Origin of the sequence: Streptomyces sp. NPDC050439 (genome assembly GCF_040655335.1) — a bacterium.
Taxonomy (GTDB): domain Bacteria; phylum Actinomycetota; class Actinomycetes; order Streptomycetales; family Streptomycetaceae; genus Streptomyces.
The window spans coordinates 730,752-755,252 of the sequence record NZ_JBFAJT010000003.1 but is presented as its reverse complement, the minus strand read 5'-3'; the positions used below and the strand labels follow the sequence as shown (position 1 = coordinate 755,252).

Sequence of the window (24,501 nt, the reverse complement as noted above, 5' to 3'; positions counted from 1 at the left end):
GTTCCGCCAGGTCACAGTTCCGCCAGCAGCTCGGCCTTCTTCATGGTGAATTCCTCGTCCGTGAGCAGGCCGGACTGGTGCAGCTCACCGAGGTGCCGGATGCGCTCCGCGATGTCCGCCGGGTCGCGACGGGCCACCGGAGCGTTGACGGGGACCGTGCCGGGTGTCAGGGCCGGGCCCGACGACCGCACCGCGGCGAGCACCGATGCCGCGAACGGCAGCGACTCGTGCACCGGCCCGTACCCGAGGCCGAAAACGACGGCTGCCGGATCCTGGTCCGCCTGCGCGGGCTGAGCGACCGGCGTCTCTCGGCGCAGCAGCCGCAGATGGCCCTCGAAGACCTCGGGGGAGCGCCACTCGACGCCGCTCAGGTCCGTGACCAGGAAGCTCTGGTCGCCGGCTTTCCATTTCGCGGACGAAGCGCCCGTCCAGAACCACCGGAAGGCCACCGACTTGCCGTCGAAGGACGCCTTCCCGTCGTACGCCTTGAACTGCAGCGGAGTCTCCGGCGCGGCCACCAGGTAGCGGTCCGGGGGCCCGCAGTCGCCCTCCGAGAGCTGGGCCCGCAGCTCGTCCGCGTAGTACTCGGCGAGCGTCTCCCGCTCGGCGGGCAGCACGAGTCGATACGGGTCGCAGCCGTCCTTGAGCTGGCCCGCGGCCGCCTCCATCAGCGGATCGGCCCCCGGTCTCGGCACGGCGTGCAGGACGACCGTCCCGCGCTTGCCAGGAGTCAGTGTCACCGCCGCGATCGCCTCGTGGGGGATGCGGCGTTCGCCGAGCGCCTGAAGGAGCTTCGGCGTGCGGATCCCCCGTTCGAAGCGGATGAGCACGGAGTCGGACTCGAACTCCCAGGCGGCATGAAATCCGGCCAGTACGTCACCCATGCGGCTCATCGTAGGCGGCACGCGCGCCTCCGTCCCTCCTGCGGCGTGCCGCTGTTTTGTCGATTTCTACGCGCGTCAGGCCACTGTCGCGCCGGAAAATTCCTTCCGGCAGGTGTCATCCCCGCTCGCACACTGCACCGAGCGGTATGAACCGATGCCGATGTCGGCGAAGTTTTTGAGGCTCTCCGTGCCCGGCTCGAAATAGCCGGTGTGGCCGATCGCGCCGCGTGCGGACAGCACGCGTGCGCCGAAGTCCCGGGAGACGGGGTCGGCACCGTGGCCGAGCCCGCCGACCTCCATGTTTGGCACATCCTGGATCCAGTCGTCGCCGTCCCTTGTGGCCCAGATCCGGGCTCCTGTGCCCAGCTGTGTCGCCGTGTCCGCGCGCATGCCGGGACTGCCCGCGACCGCGATGTCGGAAACGCGCGAGGGCAGCTGCCGTGCGGCCACCCCGCACACCACCGAGCCGTAGCTGTGGCAGTACAGCGCGACGGGCGAGTGCCCCGGCAGGCTACGGACCAGGGAGTTCAGTCGAATCGCGCCGTCATCCGCGCGCATGGACGTGGCGGCGTCCACACCGAGGCCGACGGGCGCGGTGTAGTCGGCCCAGGCGATCACGGCGGTACGCGCGCGTGGGCTCGCCGAGTGCTCCGCGCCGTACAGGGCCTTGGCCATGCCGACGGGGGCCGAGTACTTGCGGTTCGTCCGCTCGAAGGTCAGTACGTTCGTGTCCACGCCCGGCACCACGACCGACACTCTGGAGGCCCGGTCGAGGTCGCCGAAAACCTCGGCGATGCGCCCCGTCCCCATGGGGTCGAAGGACAGCACCTGCCGACCCGGGCGCATCATCACGCCGAAGCGCTTCATTCTGCGCTCCGCCTCCTGCTGCCCGAGAAGGGAGAGCCGGTTGTCGTGCATGCGCTGTCGCTCGGTCTTGCGCGCTTGCCCCAGGGCGATGTGGTTCGCGCGATATCGCAGCTCTACGGGGGCACCGTTCATGTTGCCGACCGCAAGGGGATAGCGGGTGGCGAGGCGGGTGCGCTGTTGCGCGTTGAGCGACGCGAAGAAGTGGGCGAGCTTGCCGGCCGGCGCACCGGCGTCGGGCAGGGCCCGTCCACCGATGTGCCCGCGCTCCCAGGCGGAGAGCGAGGCCGCGAGCGGCGATGCGGCGTCCTTGTGGTGGCGTACCGCAGTCCAGCCCGTGGTCGCGAGCATGACGAACACGACGGCGAGCGCAAGCAGTGCGCGCCAGGCGTTGAGTTGAGGGGAGGAGTCGAAGGAAGTCACTACGGAACACCCTAGGAGAATCGTGATGCCTACCGTGCACCGGGTGAGGCAGATCACGTTTCCTCTGGGGTAATTGAGGCATAGCGGGCGCACTTTGGGCGCTTTCGTCACACTCCGTAGGTGGAATGTGTGCGCTGCGCGCCCGGGTGTGCCGCTACTGACGGTGCATCAATCAATTACGGAACGTGTTGATTTGTTCGACGGGTCGGTCCAGCGGGTGACCCTCCGCGGAGGGCGCGCTGCGTCACTCCGAGCGCCAGTTTTCCGTCAACGCGGGTCCCAGGTGGTCGAGATATGTCTCGGTGATCGCGCGGATCGATTCCACGCTCGAATCCTCGCCCGCGCCCCACAGTCGCCCGGTCACCCGCATCACACCGCTGAAAGCGGCCACCACCACGCGCGGTCGGGGGTCCTTGTCCAGGTCGAGCCCCTCGCGTTCGGCGATCACGCATGCGATCTCCTCCTCCATCTCGATGGAGCGGCGCAGGTGGGCGGCGAGCAGGGAAGGGGTGGATTCGATCATCTGGTAGGTCCGCATATGGAGTTCGACCGGGACGACCTCTTCGATGGACCGGCCCATCGCGTCCCAGGCTCCGAGGACGGCACCGCGAAGCGCCACGAACGGTGTTTCGTCGGCAGGGCGTTCGCGCAGCGTGTCCACGAACCGCCGTTCCACCATCTCCTGTACGGCGAAGGCGGTCTCCTGCTTGTTGGCGAAGTACCGGAAGAAAGTGCGCTGGGAGACGTCGACCGCCTCGGCGATCTCGTCGACCGTCGTCTCCTCGAACCCCTTGGTCGTGAAGAGCTCCAGCGCGGCGCGCAGGAGCGCGTCACGGGTGCGCTGCTTCTTGCGCTCGCGCAGGCCAGGTCGAGAGGGCTCGACGGAGATGTCCCCGGAGGTCTCGGCACGTGGTTTCGCGGGGTCCGCCGCTCGCTGCTCGGTCCTCACGCCATGGCCCTCTTTCCACCGTTCTGACCAGCTCACCTTACCTGTGAGCTACGTGACAGTTACCGACTTGTGAATTGGTTTGTCAACTGTCAGCGGCTGACACTAGCCTCGAACGCATGACTAGTCAGATCACCGTCGACAAGGCGGACAAGGAGCCGGAGCCGTCGTCCGCTCCGGCCCCGGCCAAGGGGCTCCGCGGCCACCCTTGGCTGACGCTCTTCTCCGTCGCGATCGGCGTGATGATGGTCGCCCTGGACGGCACCATCGTGGCGATCGCCAACCCGGCCATCGCCAAGGACCTCGGCACCTCGATGGCCGGCGTCCAGTGGATCACCAACGGCTACCTCCTCGCGCTGGCCGTCGCGCTGATCACCGCCGGAAAGCTCGGTGACCGGTTCGGCCACCGGCAGACCTTCCTGATAGGCGTGGCGGGCTTCGCCGTGGCCTCGGGCGCCATCGGGTTCTCCGGCAGCGTCGGCCTGGTCGTCGCCTTCCGTGTGCTCCAGGGCCTCTTCGGAGCGCTGCTCATGCCGGCCGCGCTCGGCCTGCTGCGCGCCACCTTCCCCGCCGAGAAGCTGAACATGGCGATCGGCATCTGGGGCATGGTCATCGGCGCCTCGACCGCGGGCGGCCCCATCGTCGGCGGACTGCTCGTCGAGCACGTCAGCTGGCAGTCGGTGTTCTTCATCAACGTGCCGGTCGGCGTCATCGCGCTCGTCCTCGGCCTGGTGATCCTCAAGGACCACCGCGCGGAGAACGCGCCGAAGTCCTTCGACATCCCCGGCATCGTCCTGCTGTCGGGCGGCATGTTCGCGCTGATCCTGGCCCTCATCAAGGGCTCGGAGTGGGGCTGGGGCGGAAGCACGACGCTGCTCTTCCTCGCGGGTGCCGTTGTTCTCTTCGTGCTCTTCGCCTTCTGGGAGACGAAGGTCAAGGAACCGCTCATCCCGCTGGGCATGTTCAAGTCCATCCCGCTGTCCGCGGGCGTGGTGCTCATGGTCCTGATGGCGTTCGCCTTCATGGGCGGCCTGTTCTTCGTCACGTTCTACCTGCAGAACGTGCATGGGATGAGCCCGGTCGACAGCGGTCTGCACCTCCTGCCGCTGACGGCCATGATGATCGTGGCCTCGCCGATCGCCGGTGCGCTCATCACCAAGTTCGGCCCGCGCGTCCCGCTCGTCGGCGGCATGGTGGCCACGGCCATCGCGATGTTCGGCATGTCCACGATGACGACGGACACGGCGACGCTGCCGATGTCGCTCTGGCTCGGCCTGCTCGGCCTCGGCCTCGCGCCCGTGATGGTGGGAGCCACCGAGGTCATCGTCGGCAACGCCCCGCTGGAGCTGTCCGGTGTGGCGGGGGGCCTCCAGCAGGCCGGCATGCAGGTCGGCGGTGCGCTCGGCACGGCGGTGCTGGGTGCGGTGATGGCTGCCCGGGTCGACGAGGACCTTCCCTCGAACTGGGCGGACGCCAAGCTTCCGCCCATGACCCCGGACCAGCTCGACCAGGCGTCCGCCGCCATCGAGATGGGCGGGGCCCCGGTCCCGCCGAAGGCGCCGGAGCCGGTCGCCGAGGCGATCACCTCGGTCGCGCACGACACGTTCGTGTCCGGCATGGGCCTGGCCTTCACCGTCGCCGGTGTCGTCGCGGTCGTCGCGGCCCTGGTCGCCACGGCGACCAAGCGAGGCGCCAACGCCGACGCGGGCGCCGGAGTCGGGCACATCTAGCCGCTCTCACATCCGGCGGTATACAGCGGCGAGCACCCGTCAGGGCTCGTATCAAGCACGCATCAGGGAAAGCCCCTCAGGGTCCAACTGGGGGGCTTTCGCCTATCTGGGTGACGCACATCCGTACCCCTTCCGACGGAGCTAGCGAGTGGGTCACAGTTCTGGCAAGTGATCCAGCAAGTGATCCACACGACACGGGAGTTGATGCAGATGCGTACGACCATGCCCACGACCTTCGCCGTGGCCGCGCTCGCCACAGTGATCCTCACCCCCGCACACGCCGGAGCCACGGCACCGACCACACAGGCCGACCTCGCGACACCCGCGAAGCATGCGGGGGCCGCCGCGCCACCCACGCTCGCCGGATGCGGGCCGGGGGAGCTCTGCCTATGGGGCAAGGCGAAGTTCAAAGGGGCCCGACAGACGTACGAGCTGTCCGAGATCGACATCGAGAGCTGTGTAGCGCTGCCGGAGGGGGGCAGCGCTCAAGCCATCGCCAACCGCACGGGTCGGCCGGTCACCACATATCAATCCGCGGAGTGCGGCGAGACGGGCGAGTTCGACACATATCCCGGGGGTGGCACCTGGGTCCCCGAATCGCCCTATCGCGTACGGGCGTTCAAGGTCTGGGAGACCTGACCGGAGGCACCTGAGGAGCACCCTCGACCGGAGCGACACCCGTACCCGCCCCCGTACCTGCACCCGCCCCTGCACCCGCCGTGCCAGGCTCCGTCGCCCCGGCCGACAGAGCCGTCACCTGCGCCCGCAGCGCCCGCACCTCCGTCGTCAGCGCCTCGATCGCCGCCGTCTGGCGCCGCTCCTCGACGTCGTCCCGGTCGAAGCGCGAGATGAACCAGGCCGCGATGTTGGCGGTCACCACACCCAGAAGCGCGATGCCCGACAGCATCAGGCCGACCGCGAGGATGCGGCCGAGCCCGGTCGTCGGCGCGTGATCGCCGTAGCCGACGGTGGTCATCGTGGTGAAGGACCACCACACCGCGTCACCAAGGGTCTTGATGTTGCCGTTCGGTGACTCCCGCTCCACCGAGAGAACGGCCAGCGAACCGAACATGAGGAGGCCCACCACAGCCCCGGCGACATAGGTCGTCAGCTGGATCTGCGACGCCATCCGGGCCCGGCGCCCGACCAGCAGCAGAGTCGAGACCAGCCGCAGCAACCGCAGCGGCTGCAGCATCGGAAGGAGGACAGCACCGAGGTCGAGCCAGTGCGAGCGGACGAACTGCTTGCGGTGGTCGGTGAGATAGAGGCGTACGAGATAGTCGACGGCGAAAGAAGCCCAGACGATCCACTCCACCACCGTGCAGGTGGTTCCGACGCTCTTGCTCGCGTCGGGCACCACGATGGGCACGGCGTAGGCGACGGCGAAGGCCACCGCGAGCACGAGGAGCGGAGTCTGGGTGCGTCGCTCCCAACGGAGCTGTGCCGGCCGGTGCTTTTCGGGCGCTTCCATGCGCGCATCGTAGGAAACGCCGGAGGGCGGCGGGAGCCATCGCCCCACCGCCCTCCGAACGTCCTACGTGCTACAGGCGCCGCGCGACCACGCGGCAGCCACTGCAAGGCCTAGGCGTCGCCTCCGGCAGCGCCCGGGTCGGCCGCCGTGACGTCGAGCAGCTGGTAGCGGTCGATGGCCTGCTTCAGTACGGAGCGGTCGAGCTTGCCCTCGCGGGCCAGCTCGGTGAGCACGCCGACCACGATCGACTGCGCGTCGATGTGGAAGAAGCGGCGGGCCGCACCGCGGGTGTCCGCGAAGCCGAAGCCGTCGGCGCCCAGGGACTGGTAGGTGCCGGGGACCCAGCGGGAGATCTGGTCGGGGACGCTCCGCATCCAGTCGGAGACGGCCACGAACGGGCCCTCGGCGCCGGACAGCTTCTGGGTCACGTACGGGGTGCGCTGCTCCTCCTCGGGGTGCAGGAAGTTGTGGCGCTCCACGTCGACCGCCTCGCGGCGCAGTTCGTTCCAGGAGGTCGCCGACCAGACGTCCGCCTTGACGTTCCACTCCGAAGCGAGGATCTGCTGGGCCTCGACCGCCCACGGCACCGCGACACCGGAGGCGAGGATCTGCGCCGGGATGGCGCCCTGCTCGCCCGCCTTGAAGCGGTAGATGCCCTTGAGGATGCCGTCGACGTCCACATCGGCGGGCTCGGCCGGGTGCTGGATCGGCTCGTTGTAGACGGTGAGGTAGTAGAAGACGTCCTCGCTGTCGGGGCCGTACATCCGGCGCAGGCCGTCCTTGACGATGTGCGCGATCTCGTAGCCGAAGGCCGGGTCGTAGGCGACGCAGCCCGGGTTGGTCGAGGCGAGCAGCTGCGAGTGGCCGTCCGCGTGCTGGAGGCCCTCGCCGGTCAGCGTCGTACGGCCGGCGGTGGCGCCGAGGACGAAGCCGCGGGCCAGCTGGTCGGCCATCTGCCAGAACTGGTCGCCGGTGCGCTGGAAACCGAACATCGAGTAGAAGACGTACACGGGGATCAGCGGCTCGCCGTGGGTGGCGTAGGCCGAGCCCGCGGCGATCAGCGAGGCCGTGCAGCCGGCCTCGGAGATGCCGTCGTGCAGCATCTGGCCGGTCGGGGACTCCTTGTAGGCGAGGAGCAGCTCGCGGTCGACGGCCTCGTACTGCTGGCCGAGCGGGTTGTAGATCTTCGCGCTCGGGAAGAAGGCGTCCATACCGAAGGTGCGGTACTCGTCGGGGGCGATCAGCACGAAGCGCTTGCCGATCTCCTTGTCCCGCATGAGGTCCTTCAGGATGCGGACGAACGCCATGGTCGTGGCGATCGACTGCTGACCCGAACCCTTCTTCGCGGTCGCGTACGTCTTGTCCTCGGGAAGCGGGAGGGGCTTCGAGCGGACCACGCGGGTCGGGACGTAACCGCCTAGGCCCTGGCGGCGGTCGTGCATGTACTGGATCTCTTCCGAGTCACGGCCCGGGTGGTAGTACGGCGGGGCGCCGCCCTCCAGCTGCTTGTCCGTGATCGGGATGTGCAGGCGGTCGCGGAAGCCCTTGAGGTCGTCGACCGTCAGCTTCTTCATCTGGTGCGTGGCGTTGCGGCCCTCGAAGTTCGGGCCGAGCGTCCAGCCCTTGACCGTCTGCGCCAGGATGACGGTCGGCTGGCCCTTGTGGGCCTTGGCGGCCGCGTACGCCGCGTAGACCTTCTTGTGGTCGTGGCCGCCGCGGCCCAGGTGCAGGATCTGCTCGTCGGTCATGTTCTCGACCATGGAGCGCAGGCGGTGGTCGTCGCCGAAGAAGTGCTCACGGATGTACGAGCCGGTCTCGGTCGCGTACGTCTGGAACTGGCCGTCGGGCGTGGTGTTGAGCCGGTTGACCAGGACGCCGTCGCGGTCCTGGGCGAGCAGCGGGTCCCAGCTGCGGTCCCAGACCAGCTTGATGACGTTCCAGCCGGCGCCGCGGAACTGCGACTCCAGTTCCTGGATGATCTTGCCGTTACCGCGCACCGGGCCGTCGAGGCGCTGGAGGTTGCAGTTGACGACGAAGGTCAGGTTGTCCAGGCCCTCGCGGGCGGCGATGGAGAGCTGGCCGAGCGACTCGGGCTCGTCCATCTCGCCGTCGCCGAGATAGGCCCAGACGTGCGACTTGGAGGTGTCGGCGATGCCGCGCGCCTCCATGTAGCGGTTCATCCGCGCCTGGAAGATCGCGCCGAGCGGGCCGAGGCCCATCGAGACGGTCGGGAACTCCCAGAAGTCCGGCATCAGACGCGGGTGCGGGTAGGACGAAAGCCCGTTCGGAGCCTTCGACTTCTCCTGGCGGAACGCGTCGAGCTGCTGCTCGGACAGCCGGTCGAGGAGGAACGCGCGGGCGTAGATGCCGGGGGACGCGTGCCCCTGGAAGAAGATCTGGTCGCCGCCGTCGCCCTCGTCCTTGCCGCGGAAGAAGTGGTTGAAGCCCACGTCGTAGAGCGAGGCCGAGGAAGCGAAGGTGGCGATGTGGCCGCCGACCCCGATGCCGGGACGCTGGGCGCGGGAGACCATCACCGCGGCGTTCCAGCGGGTCGCGTTCAGGACCTTGCGCTCGATCTCCTCGTTGCCGGGGAAGAACGGCTCGTCCTTGGTGGCGATCGTGTTGATGTAGTCCGTGCTGCGCATCTCGGGCACGGCCACGCGCTTCTCGCGCGCGCGTTCGATGAGCCGGAGCATCAGGTAGCGGGCCCGCTCGCGGCCGCGTTCGTCGACCGCGGCATCGAGGGAGTCGAGCCACTCCTGGGTCTCTTCGGGATCGAAGTCCGGGACCTGACTCGGCAGGCCGCCAATGATGATCGGGTTGCGATCGGATCCGGAAGCCACGCTGTTCCTTCGCTGTTGGGGCTTTCGCCTGGGTTCTGCCTGGCTGTGAGACGTTCCCCATCGTGTACCGCGTAGACGCAATCGTCATCTCTACTGAGGGGTAACCGACGGGTCCGCCCGGCGGCCCTGGGGTAGGCTCGACCAAATCGCAACGATACGCCCATCCCGCCTAGCCGGTTCGTAAGACCGTTCGGACCTCAGTTCCGATCGGTGTCGTACGAGCGAAGTGCGAGCGGAGCAGGATCTGGCAGGTGGGCCTTGAGTTGCGGCGACACGGCCGGGAACGTCACCGTTTCAGCGGTCTTGACGGCCGGGTACTTGCGCGATCCGGTCCGCCCGTGTGGACTACCGCCAATGTCCCGCGCACGCGCGTGGATGAAGGCATTCCCGAAAACATGATCAGGAGGCAAGCCGTGAGCGCGACCGCGGACCACGCGGAGGAGCGGACCAACCCTGCCGCGAGGCTGGGTTTCCAGCCCGAGCAGGTGGTCCAGGAGATCGGCTACGACGACGATGTCGATCAGGAGCTCCGCGAGGCCATTGAAGGGGTGATCGGCAGTGAGCTCGTCGACGAGGACTACGACGACACTGCTGACGCCGTGGTGCTGTGGTTCCGCGAGGACGACGGCGACCTGACGGATGCGCTGGTGGACGCCACCCAGCTGATCGAAGAAGGCGGCGACCTCTGGCTGATGACGCCCAAGACAGGCCGTGACGGCTATGTCGAGCCGAGCGACATCAACGAAGCAGCCCAGACCGCCGGCCTCGCTCAGACCAAGAGCATCAACGCGGGCAAGGACTGGACGGGCAGCCGTCTGGTCACGCCGAAGGCGGCAGCCAAGAAGCGGTGAAGCTGCCGCTCAGGCAGCAGGAAGTCGACTGAGCCAATCGCCGTGAGCCCCCACCGACGCAAGCCGGTGGGGGCTCACGCGTGCGTGTGGGGCGCGAGCGGCGCGCGGGAAAGCGCCCGCCCTGCGGGGTGATCGGACGAAACGTCCGTTGCGTAGGGTGGTCATCACCCGAACAGCCCCACCGAAGGGATGCGAACTCATGGCCCTCGCCGGCATCGCGACCGACACCAAGGCCCCGGACTTCGAGCTGAAGGACAATCACGGCCGGACCGTGCGGCTGTCGGACTTCCGCGGCGAGAAGAACGTGGTGCTGCTCTTCTATCCATTCGCGTTCACCGGTGTGTGCACGGGCGAGCTCTGCGCGCTGCGCGACGAGCTGCCGAAGTTCGTCAACGACGACACCCAGCTCCTCGCCGTCTCGAACGACTCCATCCACACCCTGCGTGTCTTCGCCGAACAGGAGGGCCTGGAGTACCCGCTGCTCTCCGATTTCTGGCCGCACGGCGAGGCCTCGCGCGCCTACGGGGTCTTCGACGAGGACAAGGGCTGCGCGGTGCGCGGCACGTTCATCATCGACAAGGAGGGCGTGGTGCGCTGGACTGTCGTGAACGGCCTGCCGGACGCCCGCGACCTGAACGACTACGTCAAGGCGCTCGGCACCCTGTGATTCCTCAGGGGTGACACCCTGTGATTCTTCAGGTGCAGAGCCTGTGGCGGCCGGGAACCGGTCACTAGGATCCACTCGTTGATCCGATGGCAGAGCATGACTGGGGCTCCCCGCCCCTGGACATCTATTTGGGAGGATTTGTGGGAGTCAGCCTCAGCAAGGGCGGCAACGTATCGCTGAGCAAGGAGGCCCCCGGCCTGACCGCGGTTCTGGTCGGCCTGGGCTGGGATGTCCGCACCACCACCGGTACGGACTTCGACCTCGACGCCAGCGCCATCCTGACGAATGCCGAGGGCAAGGTCAGCAGCGACGGCAACTTCGTGTTCTTCAACAACCTGAAGAGCCCGGACGGGTCCGTCGAGCACACCGGTGACAACACCACCGGTGAGGGCGAGGGCGACGACGAGGCGATCAAGGTCGACCTGGCCGCTGTCCCGGCCGACGTGGACAAGATCGTCTTCCCGGTCTCGATCTACGACGCCGAGACCCGCCAGCAGTCGTTCGGCCAGGTCCGCAACGCGTTCATCCGCGTCGTGAACCAGGCGGGCGGCGCGGAGATCGCGCGGTACGACCTCTCCGAGGACGCCTCGACGGAGACCGCGATGGTCTTCGGCGAGCTGTACCGCAACGGAGCGGAGTGGAAGTTCCGCGCCGTCGGCCAGGGCTACGCCTCGGGCCTGCGCGGCATCGCGCAGGACTTCGGCGTCAACGTCTGAGCCGAGTAACGCCCTCCGCCTGTCGTCCGGCGCCGCACACCACGAGTGCGGCGCCGGACGCGCTCAAAACTCCTGCTCCCGGGCACTGCCCCCGCACCGCACCACGGGGGACCGGGGAATTCTTGATCTCGAACCACGGGGAGGACCACATCATGGGCGTCACGCTCGCCAAGGGAGGCAACGTCTCCCTCTCCAAGGCCGCACCGAACCTCACGCAGGTCCTGATCGGCCTCGGCTGGGACGCGCGCTCCACCACCGGCGCACCCTTCGACCTCGACGCCAGCGCGCTGATGTGCAACTCGGGCCGGGTCATCGGCGACGAGTGGTTCGTCTTCTACAACAACCTGAAGAGCCCGGACGGCTCCGTCGAACACACCGGCGACAACCTCACGGGTGAGGGTGACGGTGACGACGAGTCGCTCCTGATCGACCTCTCCAAGGTTCCGGCCAACTGCGACAAGATCGTCTTCCCCGTCTCGATCCATGAGGCGGACAATCGCGGCCAGACGTTCGGCCAGGTCAGCAACGCTTTCATCCGCGTGGTCAACCAAGCCGACCACCAGGAGCTGGCGCGTTACGACCTCTCCGAGGACGCCTCCACGGAGACCGCGATGATCTTCGGCGAGGTGTACCGCTATGGCGGGGAGTGGAAGTTCCGTGCCGTTGGGCAGGGGTACGCGTCGGGTCTGCGGGGCATCGCTCTAGACTTCGGGGTCAATGTTTCGTAAAGCCGGGGACCGGCGCGGGGGAGACCGCTAATCGGGAGCCCGTACACACACGATTGGGTAGCCAGTGCTTCTGAAAACCTTCGGCTGGTCGTTCGCGGTTACCGCGCTCGGCCTGGTCGCGGCGGTGTTCTACGGGGGGTGGACAGGTTTCGGGATCGTGGCGATCCTGTCCATCCTCGAGATCTCGCTGTCCTTCGACAACGCGGTGGTCAACGCCGGAATCCTGAAGAAGATGAGTGCCTTCTGGCAGAAGATCTTCCTCACCATCGGTGTGCTGATCGCCGTCTTCGGCATGCGGCTCGTTTTCCCCGTCGCGATCGTGGCCATCAGTGCCAAGATCGGCCCGATCGAGGCTGTGCGTCTCGCGCTCAACGACAAGGACCAGTACCAGCAGCTGGTGACCGACGCTCACCCGTCGATCGCCGCGTTCGGTGGCATGTTCCTGTTGATGATCTTCCTCGACTTCATTTTCGAGGACCGTGACATCAAGTGGCTCGGCTGGCTCGAGCGCCCGCTGGCCAAGCTCGGCAAGATCGACATGCTGTCGGCCTGCATCGCGCTCATCGTCCTCATGGTCGCCGCGATGACCGTCGCCACCAACGCCCACCAGCACGGCGGCACACATGTGGACAAGGCGGAGACGGTGCTGCTCTCCGGCGTCGCCGGACTCATCACCTATCTCATCGTGGGCGGGCTCTCCGGATTCTTCGAGAACAAACTCGAGGAAGAGGAGGAGCGCGAGCACGAGGAGGAGGAAGAGGCCAGGAAGAGCGGCAAGAAGGTCCCTGCCGTCGTCATGGCCGGCAAGGCCGCGTTCTTCATGTTCCTCTACCTCGAGGTCCTGGACGCGTCGTTCTCCTTCGACGGCGTCATCGGCGCCTTCGCCATCACCAACGACATCGTCCTGATGGCGCTCGGCCTGGGCATCGGCGCGATGTACGTCCGTTCGCTCACCGTCTACCTGGTCCGCCAGGGCACCCTCGACGACTACGTCTACCTGGAGCACGGCGCGCACTACGCGATCGGCGCCCTCGCCGCGATCCTGCTCATCACGATCCAGTACGAGATCCACGAGGTCATCACCGGCCTCGTCGGCGTCGTCCTGATCGCCTGGTCCTTCATCTCCTCCGTCATGCGCAACAAGCGCATCGCGGCCGAGGAGGGCAAGGGCTCGGGCTCGGACGAGAAGACCGAGGTTCCTTCCGGCGTCTGACGCGGGGTCCGACCCGTCCCCGGAGTGTGACGCGGGGCCGAGTGAGGAACGCTTCTGAGCGGGGCGGCCATCGAGGACGAGTCCTCCTGGCCGCCCCGTCGCATTCGTAAGGGGCCCATGGGGCTCCGGCACTTTTTTGGGGGCGGCGATGTCCTTCTGGGACGGTTTGTGGCGTGGGCGCTCGATGGACTACGAGTCGGGCAGCGCGGCGACGAACTCCATCGAACTCACGAAGCGGCACCCGACGGTCTCGCTCAACAAACAGGGCGCGGCCACCGGCAATCTCCGGGTCAACCTCTCCTGGCAGATGCGTACGTCCGACATCATCGGCAAGCCCAAGGGCGGCGGCCTGCTGCGGCACCCCTTCCGGATGTTCCAGCCCGACGTGGTGCAGGCGCACACCCAGGGCGTGGTCAACGTCGACCTCGACCTCGGCTGTCTGTACGAGACGGTGGACGGCGCCAAGGGTGTCGTGCAGCCGCTGGGCAGCTTCTTCGGGGACCTGAACGCGCCGCCGTACGTGAAGCTCAGCGGCGACGACCGGTTCGGTTCGCCGTCAGGCGAGACGATCTACGTGAACCTGGACCACCGTGAGTCGATCAAGCGGCTGCTCTTCTTCGCGTACATCTACGACCAGACGCCCGCCTTCGACCGCACGCACGCGAAGGTGACGCTCTACCCCAGCAACGGCCCGCGGATCGAGATCGACCTGGACGAGCGCCAGCCGCAGGCCCGCTCCTGCGCGATATTCACGCTGGAGAACGTCAAGGACGAGCTGGTCGTGCGCCGCGAGGTGAAGTTCGTGTACGGCTTCCAGGCCGAGCTCGACCGGCTGTACGGCTGGGGGCTGCAGTGGGGCCGCGGCTACAAGACGAAGGTCGGCGGCGCCTGAAGCGCCGCACGGGCCGAGCGCGCCCCGCCTGCCCGGAGCGCCCGGCCCGCCCCGCGCACTCAGCGTGCGAGGAACTGCGGCCCCTGCGGCGGCAGCCGGAAGTTCGGGTCGGGCATCGGGGCCACGGGCTGCGGATAGCCGTACGAGGGCTGCGGGACCGGCGCCGCGTGCACGGGAGCGTGCTGCGGGTAGCCGTAGGACGGCTGCGGGGCGGGCTGGTGGCGCGGCGGCTCGGGCGGGTAGCCGTACGAGGGCTGCGGGGCCGGGGCGGGGAAGGGCTGCGGAGGCGGAGCCTGCGTGGCGGGCGCGGGCAGCGGCTGGCGCTGGGGATACGGCTGCGGGAGCGAGGCCTCGGTCGTCGGCTCGGGCACCGCCTCGGACTCGTCCACGGAGATGCCGAAGTCGCCGGCCAGACCCTCCAGGCCGTTCAGGTATCCCTCGCCCAGGGCGCGGAACTTCCAGACGTCGCCGCGGCGGTAGAGCTCACCGCAGATCAGGGCCGTCTCGGCGCCCGTCTGCGGGGTGATGTCGAAGTAGGCGAGCGGTTCGGCCTCGGACGCGCCCGCGTCGTACAGCAGAATGCGCAGCGCCCGTACGTTCTCGAAGGCGGTGTTCTCGGCGGACGCGACGAGCAGGACTCGGCTCACCGCCGGATCCAGGCCCGCCATATCCGTCTGGATCGTGTCGGTCAGGCCCTCGGAGAGGCCCTGGGAGACGCGCTTTTTGCCGAGCCGCCAGACTTTTCCGGACGGGTGACGTGGCTGGTTGTAGAAGACGAAGTCCTCGTCGGACCGGACGCGGCCGTCGGCACCGAGCAGCAGAGCCGACGCGTCGACGTCCGGGACGCCCTGCCCGGGGGTCCAGCGCAGCACGGCGCGGACGGCCATGGCTTCGAGCGGGACGTTCGACCCCTTCAACATCGCGTGCGTCATGCGGTCATCCTGCCTTCCCGGGTTTGAACGGGACAACGCGGGGGTGACGGTGTGTGGCCTGTGTGTCTGTCATGGCCGAGTTACTTGAATTTCATGCCTGTGGGGAACCCTTGACACCCGTCCCTACGTACTATTACCGGCCACATCACGTCGGGTCGCGCCGACGAGTACAGGGGAAATCATGCGTCATTTCGGGCATATAGCCCCAGAGGTGCGACAGCGTCTCTTCCATCGGGAGCCGTGCGCCTTCACCGCGGACTCCTCCCCGCGCCTGCTCGCCGCCGCCCTGGGAGCCACGCTCTACAGCCCGGCCACGCGCCCCCGCCTCGCCGACGACATCCTGAAGCAGGCGGGACGTGGCGTGATCTCGATGGTCCTCTGCCTCGAGGACTCGATCGATGACGCGGAGGTCATCGGCGCCGAGGAGAACCTGGTCAGGCAGTTCGCCGACCTGGCCGAGCGTGCTGGCGCGGAGCCGCCGCTGCTGTTCATCCGGGTCCGGGCCCCCGAACAGATAGCCGACCTGGCGGCCCGCCTGGGACCCGGCATCCGGCTCCTCTCCGGATTCGTGCTGCCGAAGTTCACCGAGGAGCGTGGCGTCGCCTTCCTGGAGTCGCTCGCCGCGGCGGAGGCCGCCACCGGCCGCCGGCTCTTCGCGATGCCCGTCCTCGAATCGGCCGAGCTGCTGCATCTGGAGAGCCGCTCGGAGACCCTCGCCGGGATCGCCCGCACCGTCGACAAGTACCGCGAGCGAGTGCTCGCGCTGCGCCTCGGCGTCACCGACTTCTGCTCGGCGTACGGCCTGCGCAGACCGCCGCACATGACCGCGTACGACGTCCACATCGTGGCCTCCGTCATCGCCGACGTCGTCAACCACCTCGGCAGGGCCGACGGCACCGGCTTCACCGTGACCGGCCCCGTGTGGGAGTACTTCCGCGCCCAGGAGCGCATGTTCAAGCCACAGCTGCGCCGCAGCCCCTTCCTGGAGGGACGGGCGGAAGAACTGCGTCAGGCGCTCATCGAGCACGACATCGACGGGCTGCTGCGCGAGATCGAACTCGACCGGGCCAACGGCCTGCTCGGCAAGACCTGCATCCACCCCTCGCACGTGCTGCCCGTGCACGCGCTCTCCGTCGTCAGCCACGAGGAGTTCAGCGACGCCGAGGACATCCTGCGCCCGGAGCGGGACGGCGGCGGGGTCATGCGCTCGGCGTACACGAACAAGATGAACGAGGTGAAGCCGCACCGCGCCTGGGCCGAGCGGACCCTCCAACGCGCCGAGGTCTTCGGCGTCGCCCGCGAGGACATCGGCTTCGTGGAGCTGCTCACCGCCGGGCTCTCCGGGTGACCGCCGGGACCTCCCCGATTGATCCGGCTGAACGTAAGGACTGTGCGAGGACTGTGAACGACGACGTGGTGGAGCCGGCGACGGTGTGGTCAGGGACGTGGGTCGCCGAGCGGCTCGGTGTGGAATTGGCCGGCGACGCGGGGCTGAGCGACCTGCTCGGCCTCGCCCTGCGCCGCAACCCGAAGCGGGCGCACCTCCTGGTGTCCAACGTCCTCGGCAAGCATGTGCCGCAGTTGCCGTCCGTCGTGTACGCGGCCGGGCGCGACCTCGGTGTCCGGGTGCGCGCGCTCCTGGGCGACGCGGAGGCCCGGCGCGCGGTCGTGCTCGGGTACGCGGAGACGGCGACCGGCCTCGGCCACTGCGTCGCGGACGGCATCGGCCTCGCGCCCTACCTGCACTCCACGCGCCGCCCCGTCGACTCCGTGCGCCGGGCGGGCGGCTTCGAGGAGTCCCATTCGCACGCGACCTCGCACCTGCTGCTCCCCGAGGACCCCCGGCTGCTCACCAGGGAGGGCCCGCTGGTGCTCGTCGACGACGAGTTCTCCACCGGCAACACGGTCCTGAACACCATCCGCGCCCTGCACGAGCTGTACCCGCGCGAGCGGTACGTCATCGTGGCCCTCGTCGACATGCGCTCCCCGCAGGACCAGGGCCGCCTGGCTGACTTCGCCCGGGAGATCGGCGCGCGGGTCGACCTGATCACCACGGCGTCCGGCACCGTGAGCCTGCCGGACGGCGTCCTGGAGAAGGGCCAGGCACTGGTCGAGGAGTACGAGGCCTCGGCGCTCCCCGCCCCGCGCAAGGAGGGCGGCTCGGTCACCCGGGTCGACATCGGCTGGCCCGCGGGGGTGCCGGACGGCGGGCGCCACGGGTTCACCCCCGAGCACCGGACGGCACTTGAGGCGGCGCTGCCGGGGATGGCCGACCGGCTCGCGGAGGCGCTGATTCCGGCAGCCGGCCCGGGGGTCGCCGCGGGTCCCGCCCGCGTTCCCGCCCGCGTTTCCGCCCGGGTCCTCGTGCTCGGCTTCGAGGAGCTGATGTACGCGCCACTGGCCCTGGGCGTCGCCCTTGAGGAGCGGCTGCCCGCCGGGAGCGCGGAGGTGCGGTACTCCACCACCACCCGCTCGCCCGTCCTCGCCGTCGACGACCCCGGCTACGCGATACGCAGCCGCCTCGTCTTCCCCGCCCACGACGCTCCCGCCGACGGACCGGGCGACCGGTACGCGTACAACGTCGCGGGCGGCGGCTTCGACGCGATCGTCCTCGTCGTCGACTCCGTGGGCGACCGGCCCGAACTCCACGCTCCCGACGGCCTGTTGGCGCAACTCGCCGCACACGCACCGCAGGTACTGCTCGCCGTCGTGCCCTCGTACGTCCCCGAGCAGACCCCTGAGCACGTCCCCGAAAGGCCCTCCATGCTGCCCGAGCCCCTCCGTGGCCCCGCCTTCTCCTCGTACGCGGCCGAAGACGTCGGCTGGCTGCTCCAAGACCTCTCGGACGTACGTCTCGAGGCGCCCACCGAGGAGCGCGAGGAGGCGATACAGAGCGGTGGCGCGCACTACGCCGAGTCGCTGCCGGTCGAGTATCAGCCGAGCCCGCAGTACCAAGAGCTGTTCCGCGCCGCGCTCGGCACCTCCGCCGCCCGCATCGCGCAGGCCGTCGGCACCGTCACCGAGACCGTGCTCGCCGAGCGGTCGCCCCGCCCCGTGCTCGTGTCGCTCGCCCGCGCGGGCACGCCCGTCGGTGTACTGATGCGGCGCTGGGCACAGCACCGGCACGGCCTCGACCTGCCGCACTACGCCGTGTCGATCGTCCGTGGCCGCGGCATCGACGCCAACGCGCTGCGGTGGCTCGCCGCCCACCACGACACCGCCGACGTCGTATTCGTCGACGGCTGGACGGGCAAGGGTGCGATCACGCGTGAACTCGCCGACGCGGTAAGGGAGTTCGAGGAGGACGGTGGTCCGGCCGGCTTCAACCCGGAGATCGCGGTGCTCGCCGACCCCGGCTCCTGCGTCCGCACCTACGGCACCCGCGAGGACTTCCTCATCCCCTCGGCCTGCCTCAACTCGACGGTCTCCGGCCTGATATCGCGCACCGTCCTGCGCGCGGACCTCGTCGGACCCGACGACTTCCACGGCGCGAAGTTCTACCGCGAACTCGCCGACGGTGACGTCTCCCTCGACTTCCTGGATGCCATCACGGCCCGCTTCGACGAGGTGGCCGACGCCGTCGACGCCCAGGTCAAGGAGCTGCTCTCGGCCGACAGGGCGCCGACCTGGGAGGGCTGGGCCGCCGTGGAGCGGATCAGCGAGGAGTACGGCATCCACGACGTGAACCTCGTCAAGCCCGGCGTCGGCGAGACGACCCGCGTTCTGCTGCGACGCGTCCCCTGGAAGATCCTGGCGCGCGCGGGAGCGGGGGCCGACCTCGATCACGTACGACTCCTCGCGGAGCACCGTGGCGTGCCGGTCGAGGAAGTGGACGAACTCCCCTACACCTGCGTCGGGCTGATCCACCCTCAGTTCACGCGCGGGGCCACCGGCACGGACGGCAAGGCGGTGTCCTCCAAGTGAGTACGTCTCCCAAGGTCCTGGTCGCCAGTGACCTCGACCGCACCCTCATCTACTCGGCCGCGGCCCTCGGCCTGACCATGCCCGACGCCCGGGCGCCGCGCCTGCTCTGCGTCGAGGTGTACGAGAGCAAGCCGCTGTCGTACGTCACCGAGACCGCCGCCGCTCTCCTCGACGAGGTGGGCCGCCGCACGGTCTTCGTGCCGACCACCACGCGCACGCGCGAGCAGTACGGGCGCATCCATCTGCCGGGCCCCGCACCGGAGTTCGCGATCTGCGCCAACGGCGGACACCTGCTGGTGGACGGGGTGACCGACCCCGCGTGGCGGGCGGACGTGGACCGGCGGCTCGCCGCCGAGTGCGCCTCGCTCGACGAGGTCCGCGCGCACATGGTGCGCACCGCCGACCCGGCCTGGCTCCTGAAGGAGCGGGTGGCCGAGGACCTCTTCGCCTATCTGGTCGTCGAGCGCTCCCTGCTGCCGAAGGAATGGGTCAAGGAGCTCGCCGTGTGGGCGGAGGAGCGCGGCTGGACCGTCTCGCTGCAGGGCCGCAAGATCTACGCCGTGCCGAAGCCGCTGACCAAGAGCGCGGCGGTGCGCGAGGTGGCCCGCCGTATCGGCGCGGACGAGATCCTCGCCGCCGGTGACTCGCTCCTCGACGCCGATCTGCTGCTCGCCGCCGACCGTTCCTGGCGTCCGGGGCACGGCGAGCTCGCGGACAAGGGCTGGACGGCGCCGGGGCTCACCGTGCTGCCGGAACGCGGCGTCGCCGCGGGGGAGGAGATCCTGCGGCGGTTCCTCGGCCAAGATCCTGCCGACGGCTGACCACCGGTGGGGCCGCTGCCGCTAGCCTTGGCCCATGCCCCGATACGAGTACCGCTGCCGTTCCTGTGGCGACACCTTTGAGCTGAGCCGCCCGATGGCCGAGTCCGCCGACCCCGCGGCCTGCCCCGCCGGGCACGAGGACACGGTGAAGCTGCTGTCCACCGTGGCCGTCGGGGGCTCGACCTCGGCGTCCGCTCCCGCCCCGGGCGGCGGCGGTGGCGGCGGAGGCGGCTGCTGTGGCGGAGGCTGCTGCGGCTAGCAGGCCGGTGCGCACGCCTGCGGGAGGGCGCTAGCGCACCACGGTTCCGGGCCCGGCGCCCAGCAGCCCGAGCTCCGCACGCGTGGGCGCCCCTTCCCAGTCGCCGTGCGACGCCACGGCGAAGGCGCCCGTGGTCACGGCCCGGTCGAGGCGCCCCGCCAGGTCCTCCCCGTCGAGCAGCGCCGACAGATATCCGGCGACGAACGCGTCCCCCGCGCCCACGGCGTCCACCGCCCGCACCGGGCGCGCCGGAGCGTACAGCTCCCCGGCGGCGTCGTACGTGGTGGCCCCGTCGGCGCCGAGCTTGACGACGACCTCGCGGACGCCCTGCGCGAGGAGCTCCCCGGCCAGGGCGGAGGCCTCACCGGCGGCCTTCGTCTCCGGTACGCACAGCGGCAGTTCGTCGTCCGACGCGATGAGGACATCCACGTACGGCATCCAGGTGCGCATGACCGCGGCGGACTCCTCCGCGCTCCACAGCCGCGAGCGGAAGTTGACGTCGAGGCAGACCGTCGTGCCGTGCTCCCGGGCCAGTTCGAGGGCGCGGCGGCACGCGTCGCGCGCGGACGGGCCGAGGGCCGGGGTGATGCCGGTGAGGTGCAGGACACGGGGCGAGCCCGAGGCGGCGAAGGCGGCCTCGACCGCCGTCGCCGCGAGACGTGAACCGGCCGAGCCCGCGCGGTAGTAGTGCACGCGGGTCACCTCCGGCAGCCGGGGCTCGAAGAGGATCAGGCCCGTGGGCGCGTCCGGATCACGGGTGGCGGCGCTGACGTCGACGCCTTCGGCCCGCAGCGTGCGCAGCACCAGCTCGCCCGCCTCGTCGTCGCCGACCGCGCCCGCCCACCGCGCCGTGTGCCCAAGCCGGGCGAGGCCGATGGCCACGTTCGACTCGGCGCCCGCGACGGACACGTCCATCGAGCCGCCCAGTTTCAGCGGGCCGCTGCCGCGCAGGGCGACCATGCTCTCGCCGAGGGTGAGGACGTCGGCGGCGCTCTCGTGGGTCATGGCGCTCATCGGCCGGCCTCCGTGACCGCCACGAACCGAGCCGCGCGCTTGGGCAGCGCGGTCAGGTCGCCGCCGTCCGCGCCCGTCCACCGTGCGGTGTGGCCCAGCTGGGCGAGGCCGATGGCTGCGACCATGCTCTCGCCGAGGGTGAGGACGTCGGCGGCGCTCGCGTGGGTCATGGCACTCATCGGCCGACCCCCGTGACCGCCACGAACTCCGCCGCGCGCTTGCGCAGCGCGTCCAGGTCGCCGCCGTCCGCGCCCGTCCACCGTGCGGTGTGGCCCAGCTGCGCGAGGCCGATGGCTGCGACCATGCTTTCGCCGAGGGTGAGGACGTCAGTGGCGCTCCCGTGAGTCGTGGCGCTCATCGGCCGACCCCCGTGACCGCCACGAACTGAGCCGCGCGCTTGCGCAGCGCGTCCAGGTCGCCGCCGTCCGCCGCGTCTCCGATCAGCGGGGAGCCGACGCCGACCGCGACCGCGCCGAGCGCCAGATACTCCTCGGCGGCAGCAGCGTCCACGCCGCCCACCGGTACGAAGGGGAGGTCGGGGAAGGGGGCTCGCAGCGCCTTGAGGTAGGCGGGGCCGCCCATCGCCGATGCGGGGAAGATCTTCAGCGCGGTGGCGCCGGCTGCGCTCGCCGCGATCACGTCGGTGGGGGTCAGGACTCCTGCCGCCACGGGCAGTTCACGCCGCAGGGCCTCGTCCACCCCGGCTCCGAGCCCCGGCGTCACGACGAGGTTCGCCCCCGCGTCCGCGGCGCGCCGTGCGTCGTCCGCGGTGAGGACCGTGCCCGCACCGAGCCAGGCCTCGCCGCCCAGTTCGGCGCGCGCCCGCCGCAGGACGCCCAGCGTGTCCGCGCCGCTGAGGGAGACCTCGACGAGCGGCACACCAGACTCGACGAGCGCCATGACCGTACGGAAGGAGGCTTCCGCGTCGGTGCCGCGCACGATGGCGACCAGGCGCCGGGTCCGCAGGGCTGAACTGAAGGCAGTGGTGAGGTCCGACATGCCCCAAGGCTCGCACAGGGAGCTCAGCGTCCCTGCTCAGGGTGGTGAGCTCCGGAGTGGTGGGCCCCGGAGTGGTGGGCCCCGGAGTGGTGAGCTCCAGAGCGGTCGGCCCCAGGGTGGCGTGCCCGCCAGTACGGGTTGTCGTGCGGCAGGGCCGAGCCGACCCGCCCGTACATCCCGAAGATCATCAGCAGCACGCCCACCACGAAGCTGAACAGCACGTTCTGGATGCGGAAGGCGAGGAAGTTGAAGCCGGTGTCGAGGAGGGCGAGGTTGACGAAGCCGCTGAGGATGAAGGCGCAGCCGAGGACCATGTTGAGCGTCGACGCGAAGTTGCCGCCGATCACCATGCCGACGAGCAGGAGCAGCCCGACGCAGATCGACAGGACGCTGAGCGCGCCGTTGGTGCTCAGACCGGCGACGGTGTCGCCCCCGGTGTCGAAGAAGCCGACCTTGTCGATCAGGCCGAGGATGCCGAACGCGATCAGGACGAGCCCCATCAGGCCCGCGCCGACGCGGTAGATCGTGCTGAGACGGTGGTCGACGGGCAGGTGTTCGTTCAGCGTGACGCGCCGCCTGGGCCGCTTCGTCCCTGAGTGAAGTACATGCGTGGCCATGTCCGCCTCCCGATGTCGGCGTACGTAGCTCCAGGATCCGCCCGCGGGCCACGGACCGCCACCAGGCGCCCCGGGACCGCCCGCTTCCCGGGCCTCAGGCCCCTTGCCCGCGCTCCTCCCTGATCTGGGTGACCACGCGGCCCACCGCCTGCCGCACGCCTTCGGTCTCGGTCAGGAAGTGCCAGTAGTCCGGGTGGCGCCCCTCCAGGGAGGCCACCGCGCGGTCCAGGCGGGCGACGGACTCGTCCAGCGGGCGGGCGTGCCGCTGCTCCGGGGTCTGGCGTCCCGCCATGGCCAGGCGCTGGGCGTCGCGGATCGCGAAGCGGGTGCGCTCGATCTCCTGCTGAGGGTCCTTCGCCACCGCGTTCAGCCGGTGCAGCCGGTCGCCGGCGGCCGAGACCGCCTCGTCCGTCGAGTTCAGCAGGGCGCGGACCGTGGAGAGCAGGGAGGTGGCGTCCGGCCAGCGCTGCTCGTCGCGGGCCTGACGGGCTTCCTTGAGCTTGACCTCGGCCTGCCGCACATTCTCGGCGGCCTGGTCCGGCACACGCTGAAGGTCCTGCCAGCAGGCGACGGTGAAGCGCCGCCGCAGCTCGCTGAGGACTGGTTCGACCTGGCCGCTGCGGGTGGTGAGGGCCTGCGCGCGTGTACGCAGCGAGACGAGGCGGCGGTCTATCTCGGCGGCACGCTCCGGCAGCCGCTCGGCCTCGGCCCGCACGGCTTCGGCGTCCCGCAGGACGCGGTCGGCGCGCTGCAGCGTCTCCGGCACGCCGTGCTGTCCCGCTCCTTGGTTGAGCTTGGTCAGCTCGGGTCCGAGGGCGGCCAGGCGGGCGGCGAGATCGTCGGCCTTGAGCCCGGCGCCTCGCACGGCATCGAGGGCGTTGCTGGCGGCGAGGAGGGTCTGGCGGGCGCGCTCGACGGCCGGGGCGAGCCGGGCCAGCTGTGTCTCCGCCTTGTCGAGCAACGGGCCGAGCCCCTGCTGGAACCGGTCCAGGTCCTGCTTGGCCTTGTCCAGCTCGGCCTTGGCCTCGGTGAGCTCGGTCCGCGCGCGGGCGGCGACGGAGGCCTCCAGGTCGTCGCGGTCGAGATCGTGGGCGTCCACCGCGCTGATGTACTGGTGGCTTGCCTCGTCGATCCGTCGCCCGATGGCCTCGAAGTCGGACACGGCACGCTGGGCGGCGGGCGTCGAGTCGACGGCGACGATGGTCTCGATGGAGATGCGCAGATCCCGTTGGGCGGTGTCCAACTCGTAGAAGGCCGCGGCCGCCGCGTCCTTGGCGGCCTGCGCGTCGGCCCGCACGCTCTCCCCGCGCCCGCCGAACCACCGCCGGGTGCCGCCGCCCGCGAAGGCGGCCGGGAGGGCGAGGGCGAGGAGGGGGAGGGGCAGGAGGGCGAGCGCCAGCGCGTCGCGCAGAGGGCTCGGGCGGACGCGGGGGCGGGAACGAGGCCGCGCGCTCCCGCAGCGACGTACATCCTCGTCCGGCAGTGCTGATCCACTCGACGTGTCCGGTGTGTACGGCTGCGAAGGTGTCGCCGTCACTATCCCTCTCCCGTGCTGTCATCCGCCTTGCCCGGTGTCACATTCTCCCACCGGTTAATGACGAACACACGGGCCTGTTAGTTCGCGCCGCGCACCGAGACTTTGCCGTCTTCGCTGCGGGCGGACACGAGGGGCGGGCCACCACTGCCGGTGAGGGCGGAAACATCATG

At 69.8% G+C, this 24,501-nt stretch carries 24 protein-coding genes; 12 read left to right on the top strand and 12 right to left on the bottom strand.

Annotation, left to right across the window (positions count from 1 at the left end; all coding sequences use genetic code 11):
- Nucleotides 1-11: 11 nt before the first annotated feature.
- From AB0I66_RS16460 to AB0I66_RS16450, 3 genes are all read right to left on the bottom strand, one after another.
- Nucleotides 12-893 (bottom strand): DUF4429 domain-containing protein, encoded by an 882-nt coding sequence (locus AB0I66_RS16460; RefSeq protein ID WP_363208708.1) that lies wholly within the window; start codon nucleotides 891-893, stop codon nucleotides 12-14.
- A gap of 66 nt (nucleotides 894-959) precedes the next feature.
- The gene (locus tag AB0I66_RS16455; RefSeq protein ID WP_363208506.1) at nucleotides 960-2,171 is read right to left on the bottom strand and encodes an alpha/beta hydrolase; all 1,212 of its coding nucleotides are present in this window, start codon (nucleotides 2,169-2,171) and stop codon (nucleotides 960-962) included.
- Between the two features lie 244 nt (nucleotides 2,172-2,415).
- Nucleotides 2,416-3,033, bottom strand: coding sequence for a TetR family transcriptional regulator (locus AB0I66_RS16450; protein WP_363208707.1), 618 nt, complete (start codon nucleotides 3,031-3,033; stop codon nucleotides 2,416-2,418).
- A gap of 203 nt (nucleotides 3,034-3,236) precedes the next feature.
- On the opposite strand from AB0I66_RS16450, the gene AB0I66_RS16445 reads away from it, so the two are divergent.
- Together AB0I66_RS16445 and AB0I66_RS16440 are read left to right on the top strand one after the other, a co-directional pair.
- Nucleotides 3,237-4,847: an MFS transporter gene (locus AB0I66_RS16445; RefSeq protein ID WP_363208505.1), complete on the top strand. Its 1,611-nt coding sequence runs from the start codon at nucleotides 3,237-3,239 to the stop codon at nucleotides 4,845-4,847.
- Nucleotides 4,848-5,069: 222 nt separating this feature from the next.
- Nucleotides 5,070-5,486 carry a peptidase inhibitor family I36 protein gene (locus tag AB0I66_RS16440; protein ID WP_363208706.1) on the top strand — a complete coding sequence of 139 codons (417 nt, stop codon included), beginning with the start codon at nucleotides 5,070-5,072 and terminating at the stop codon, nucleotides 5,484-5,486.
- On the opposite strand, the gene AB0I66_RS16435 is transcribed toward AB0I66_RS16440, so the two are convergent.
- Nucleotides 5,467-6,318: a potassium channel family protein gene (locus tag AB0I66_RS16435; protein ID WP_363208504.1), complete on the bottom strand. Its 852-nt coding sequence runs from the start codon at nucleotides 6,316-6,318 to the stop codon at nucleotides 5,467-5,469. The genes AB0I66_RS16440 and AB0I66_RS16435 overlap by 20 nt on opposite strands.
- Before the next feature lie 110 nt (nucleotides 6,319-6,428).
- Nucleotides 6,429-9,161, bottom strand: a complete 2,733-nt coding sequence (gene aceE, locus AB0I66_RS16430) for a pyruvate dehydrogenase (acetyl-transferring), homodimeric type (protein ID WP_363208503.1) — start codon at nucleotides 9,159-9,161, stop codon at nucleotides 6,429-6,431.
- 413 nt (nucleotides 9,162-9,574) lie between these two features.
- Here aceE and AB0I66_RS16425 point away from each other — a divergent pair, with 413 nt between their 5' ends.
- From AB0I66_RS16425 to AB0I66_RS16400, 6 genes are all read left to right on the top strand, one after another.
- Complete coding sequence (locus tag AB0I66_RS16425) at nucleotides 9,575-10,012, top strand: DUF3052 domain-containing protein (protein WP_361189495.1); 438 nt, start codon at nucleotides 9,575-9,577, stop codon at nucleotides 10,010-10,012.
- A gap of 199 nt (nucleotides 10,013-10,211) precedes the next feature.
- Nucleotides 10,212-10,679: a peroxiredoxin gene (locus tag AB0I66_RS16420; protein WP_363208502.1), complete on the top strand. Its 468-nt coding sequence runs from the start codon at nucleotides 10,212-10,214 to the stop codon at nucleotides 10,677-10,679.
- A 140-nt stretch (nucleotides 10,680-10,819) separates the two neighbouring features.
- Complete coding sequence (locus AB0I66_RS16415) at nucleotides 10,820-11,395, top strand: TerD family protein (RefSeq protein ID WP_361827689.1); 576 nt, start codon at nucleotides 10,820-10,822, stop codon at nucleotides 11,393-11,395.
- Nucleotides 11,396-11,547: 152 nt separating this feature from the next.
- Nucleotides 11,548-12,123: a TerD family protein gene (locus tag AB0I66_RS16410; RefSeq protein ID WP_190081128.1), complete on the top strand. Its 576-nt coding sequence runs from the start codon at nucleotides 11,548-11,550 to the stop codon at nucleotides 12,121-12,123.
- Nucleotides 12,124-12,187: 64 nt separating this feature from the next.
- Nucleotides 12,188-13,336: a DUF475 domain-containing protein gene (locus AB0I66_RS16405; protein WP_363208501.1), complete on the top strand. Its 1,149-nt coding sequence runs from the start codon at nucleotides 12,188-12,190 to the stop codon at nucleotides 13,334-13,336.
- A 148-nt stretch (nucleotides 13,337-13,484) separates the two neighbouring features.
- The gene (locus tag AB0I66_RS16400) at nucleotides 13,485-14,228 is read left to right on the top strand and encodes a Tellurium resistance (protein ID WP_363208500.1); all 744 of its coding nucleotides are present in this window, start codon (nucleotides 13,485-13,487) and stop codon (nucleotides 14,226-14,228) included.
- Nucleotides 14,229-14,287: 59 nt separating this feature from the next.
- Here AB0I66_RS16400 and AB0I66_RS16395 read toward each other — a convergent pair whose 3' ends face one another.
- Nucleotides 14,288-15,160 carry a TerD family protein gene (locus tag AB0I66_RS16395; protein ID WP_363208499.1) on the bottom strand — a complete coding sequence of 291 codons (873 nt, stop codon included), beginning with the start codon at nucleotides 15,158-15,160 and terminating at the stop codon, nucleotides 14,288-14,290.
- A 181-nt stretch (nucleotides 15,161-15,341) separates the two neighbouring features.
- On the opposite strand from AB0I66_RS16395, the gene AB0I66_RS16390 reads away from it, so the two are divergent.
- The 4 genes from AB0I66_RS16390 (at nucleotide 15,342) to AB0I66_RS16375 (ending at nucleotide 20,164) form a co-directional block, all read left to right on the top strand.
- Nucleotides 15,342-16,508 (top strand): HpcH/HpaI aldolase/citrate lyase family protein, encoded by a 1,167-nt coding sequence (locus AB0I66_RS16390; protein ID WP_363208498.1) that lies wholly within the window; start codon nucleotides 15,342-15,344, stop codon nucleotides 16,506-16,508.
- Nucleotides 16,509-16,561: 53 nt separating this feature from the next.
- Nucleotides 16,562-19,084: a phosphoribosyltransferase gene (locus AB0I66_RS16385; RefSeq protein WP_363208497.1), complete on the top strand. Its 2,523-nt coding sequence runs from the start codon at nucleotides 16,562-16,564 to the stop codon at nucleotides 19,082-19,084.
- A gap of 77 nt (nucleotides 19,085-19,161) precedes the next feature.
- Complete coding sequence (locus AB0I66_RS16380; protein WP_363208705.1) at nucleotides 19,162-19,905, top strand: HAD family hydrolase; 744 nt, start codon at nucleotides 19,162-19,164, stop codon at nucleotides 19,903-19,905.
- Nucleotides 19,906-19,939: 34 nt separating this feature from the next.
- Nucleotides 19,940-20,164 (top strand): zinc ribbon domain-containing protein, encoded by a 225-nt coding sequence (locus AB0I66_RS16375; RefSeq protein ID WP_363208496.1) that lies wholly within the window; start codon nucleotides 19,940-19,942, stop codon nucleotides 20,162-20,164.
- A 30-nt stretch (nucleotides 20,165-20,194) separates the two neighbouring features.
- Here AB0I66_RS16375 and AB0I66_RS16370 read toward each other — a convergent pair whose 3' ends face one another.
- The 6 genes from AB0I66_RS16370 to AB0I66_RS16345 form a co-directional block, all read right to left on the bottom strand.
- Nucleotides 20,195-21,178 carry a sugar kinase gene (locus tag AB0I66_RS16370; RefSeq protein ID WP_363208495.1) on the bottom strand — a complete coding sequence of 328 codons (984 nt, stop codon included), beginning with the start codon at nucleotides 21,176-21,178 and terminating at the stop codon, nucleotides 20,195-20,197.
- Nucleotides 21,175-21,357: a hypothetical protein gene (locus tag AB0I66_RS16365; RefSeq protein WP_363208494.1), complete on the bottom strand. Its 183-nt coding sequence runs from the start codon at nucleotides 21,355-21,357 to the stop codon at nucleotides 21,175-21,177. The genes AB0I66_RS16370 and AB0I66_RS16365 overlap by 4 nt, the downstream gene beginning before the upstream one ends.
- Complete coding sequence (locus tag AB0I66_RS16360; protein WP_363208493.1) at nucleotides 21,354-21,536, bottom strand: hypothetical protein; 183 nt, start codon at nucleotides 21,534-21,536, stop codon at nucleotides 21,354-21,356. The genes AB0I66_RS16365 and AB0I66_RS16360 overlap by 4 nt, the downstream gene beginning before the upstream one ends.
- Nucleotides 21,533-22,177 (bottom strand): bifunctional 4-hydroxy-2-oxoglutarate aldolase/2-dehydro-3-deoxy-phosphogluconate aldolase, encoded by a 645-nt coding sequence (locus tag AB0I66_RS16355; RefSeq protein WP_363208492.1) that lies wholly within the window; start codon nucleotides 22,175-22,177, stop codon nucleotides 21,533-21,535. The genes AB0I66_RS16360 and AB0I66_RS16355 overlap by 4 nt, the downstream gene beginning before the upstream one ends.
- Nucleotides 22,178-22,200: 23 nt before the next feature.
- Entirely contained in the window at nucleotides 22,201-22,794 is a 594-nt protein-coding gene (locus AB0I66_RS16350) for a DUF4383 domain-containing protein (protein WP_363208491.1), read from the bottom strand.
- Between the two features lie 94 nt (nucleotides 22,795-22,888).
- On the bottom strand, nucleotides 22,889-24,331 hold the full coding sequence (locus AB0I66_RS16345) for a hypothetical protein (protein WP_363208490.1): 1,443 nt from the start codon (nucleotides 24,329-24,331) through the stop codon (nucleotides 22,889-22,891).
- Nucleotides 24,332-24,501 lie beyond the last annotated feature (170 nt).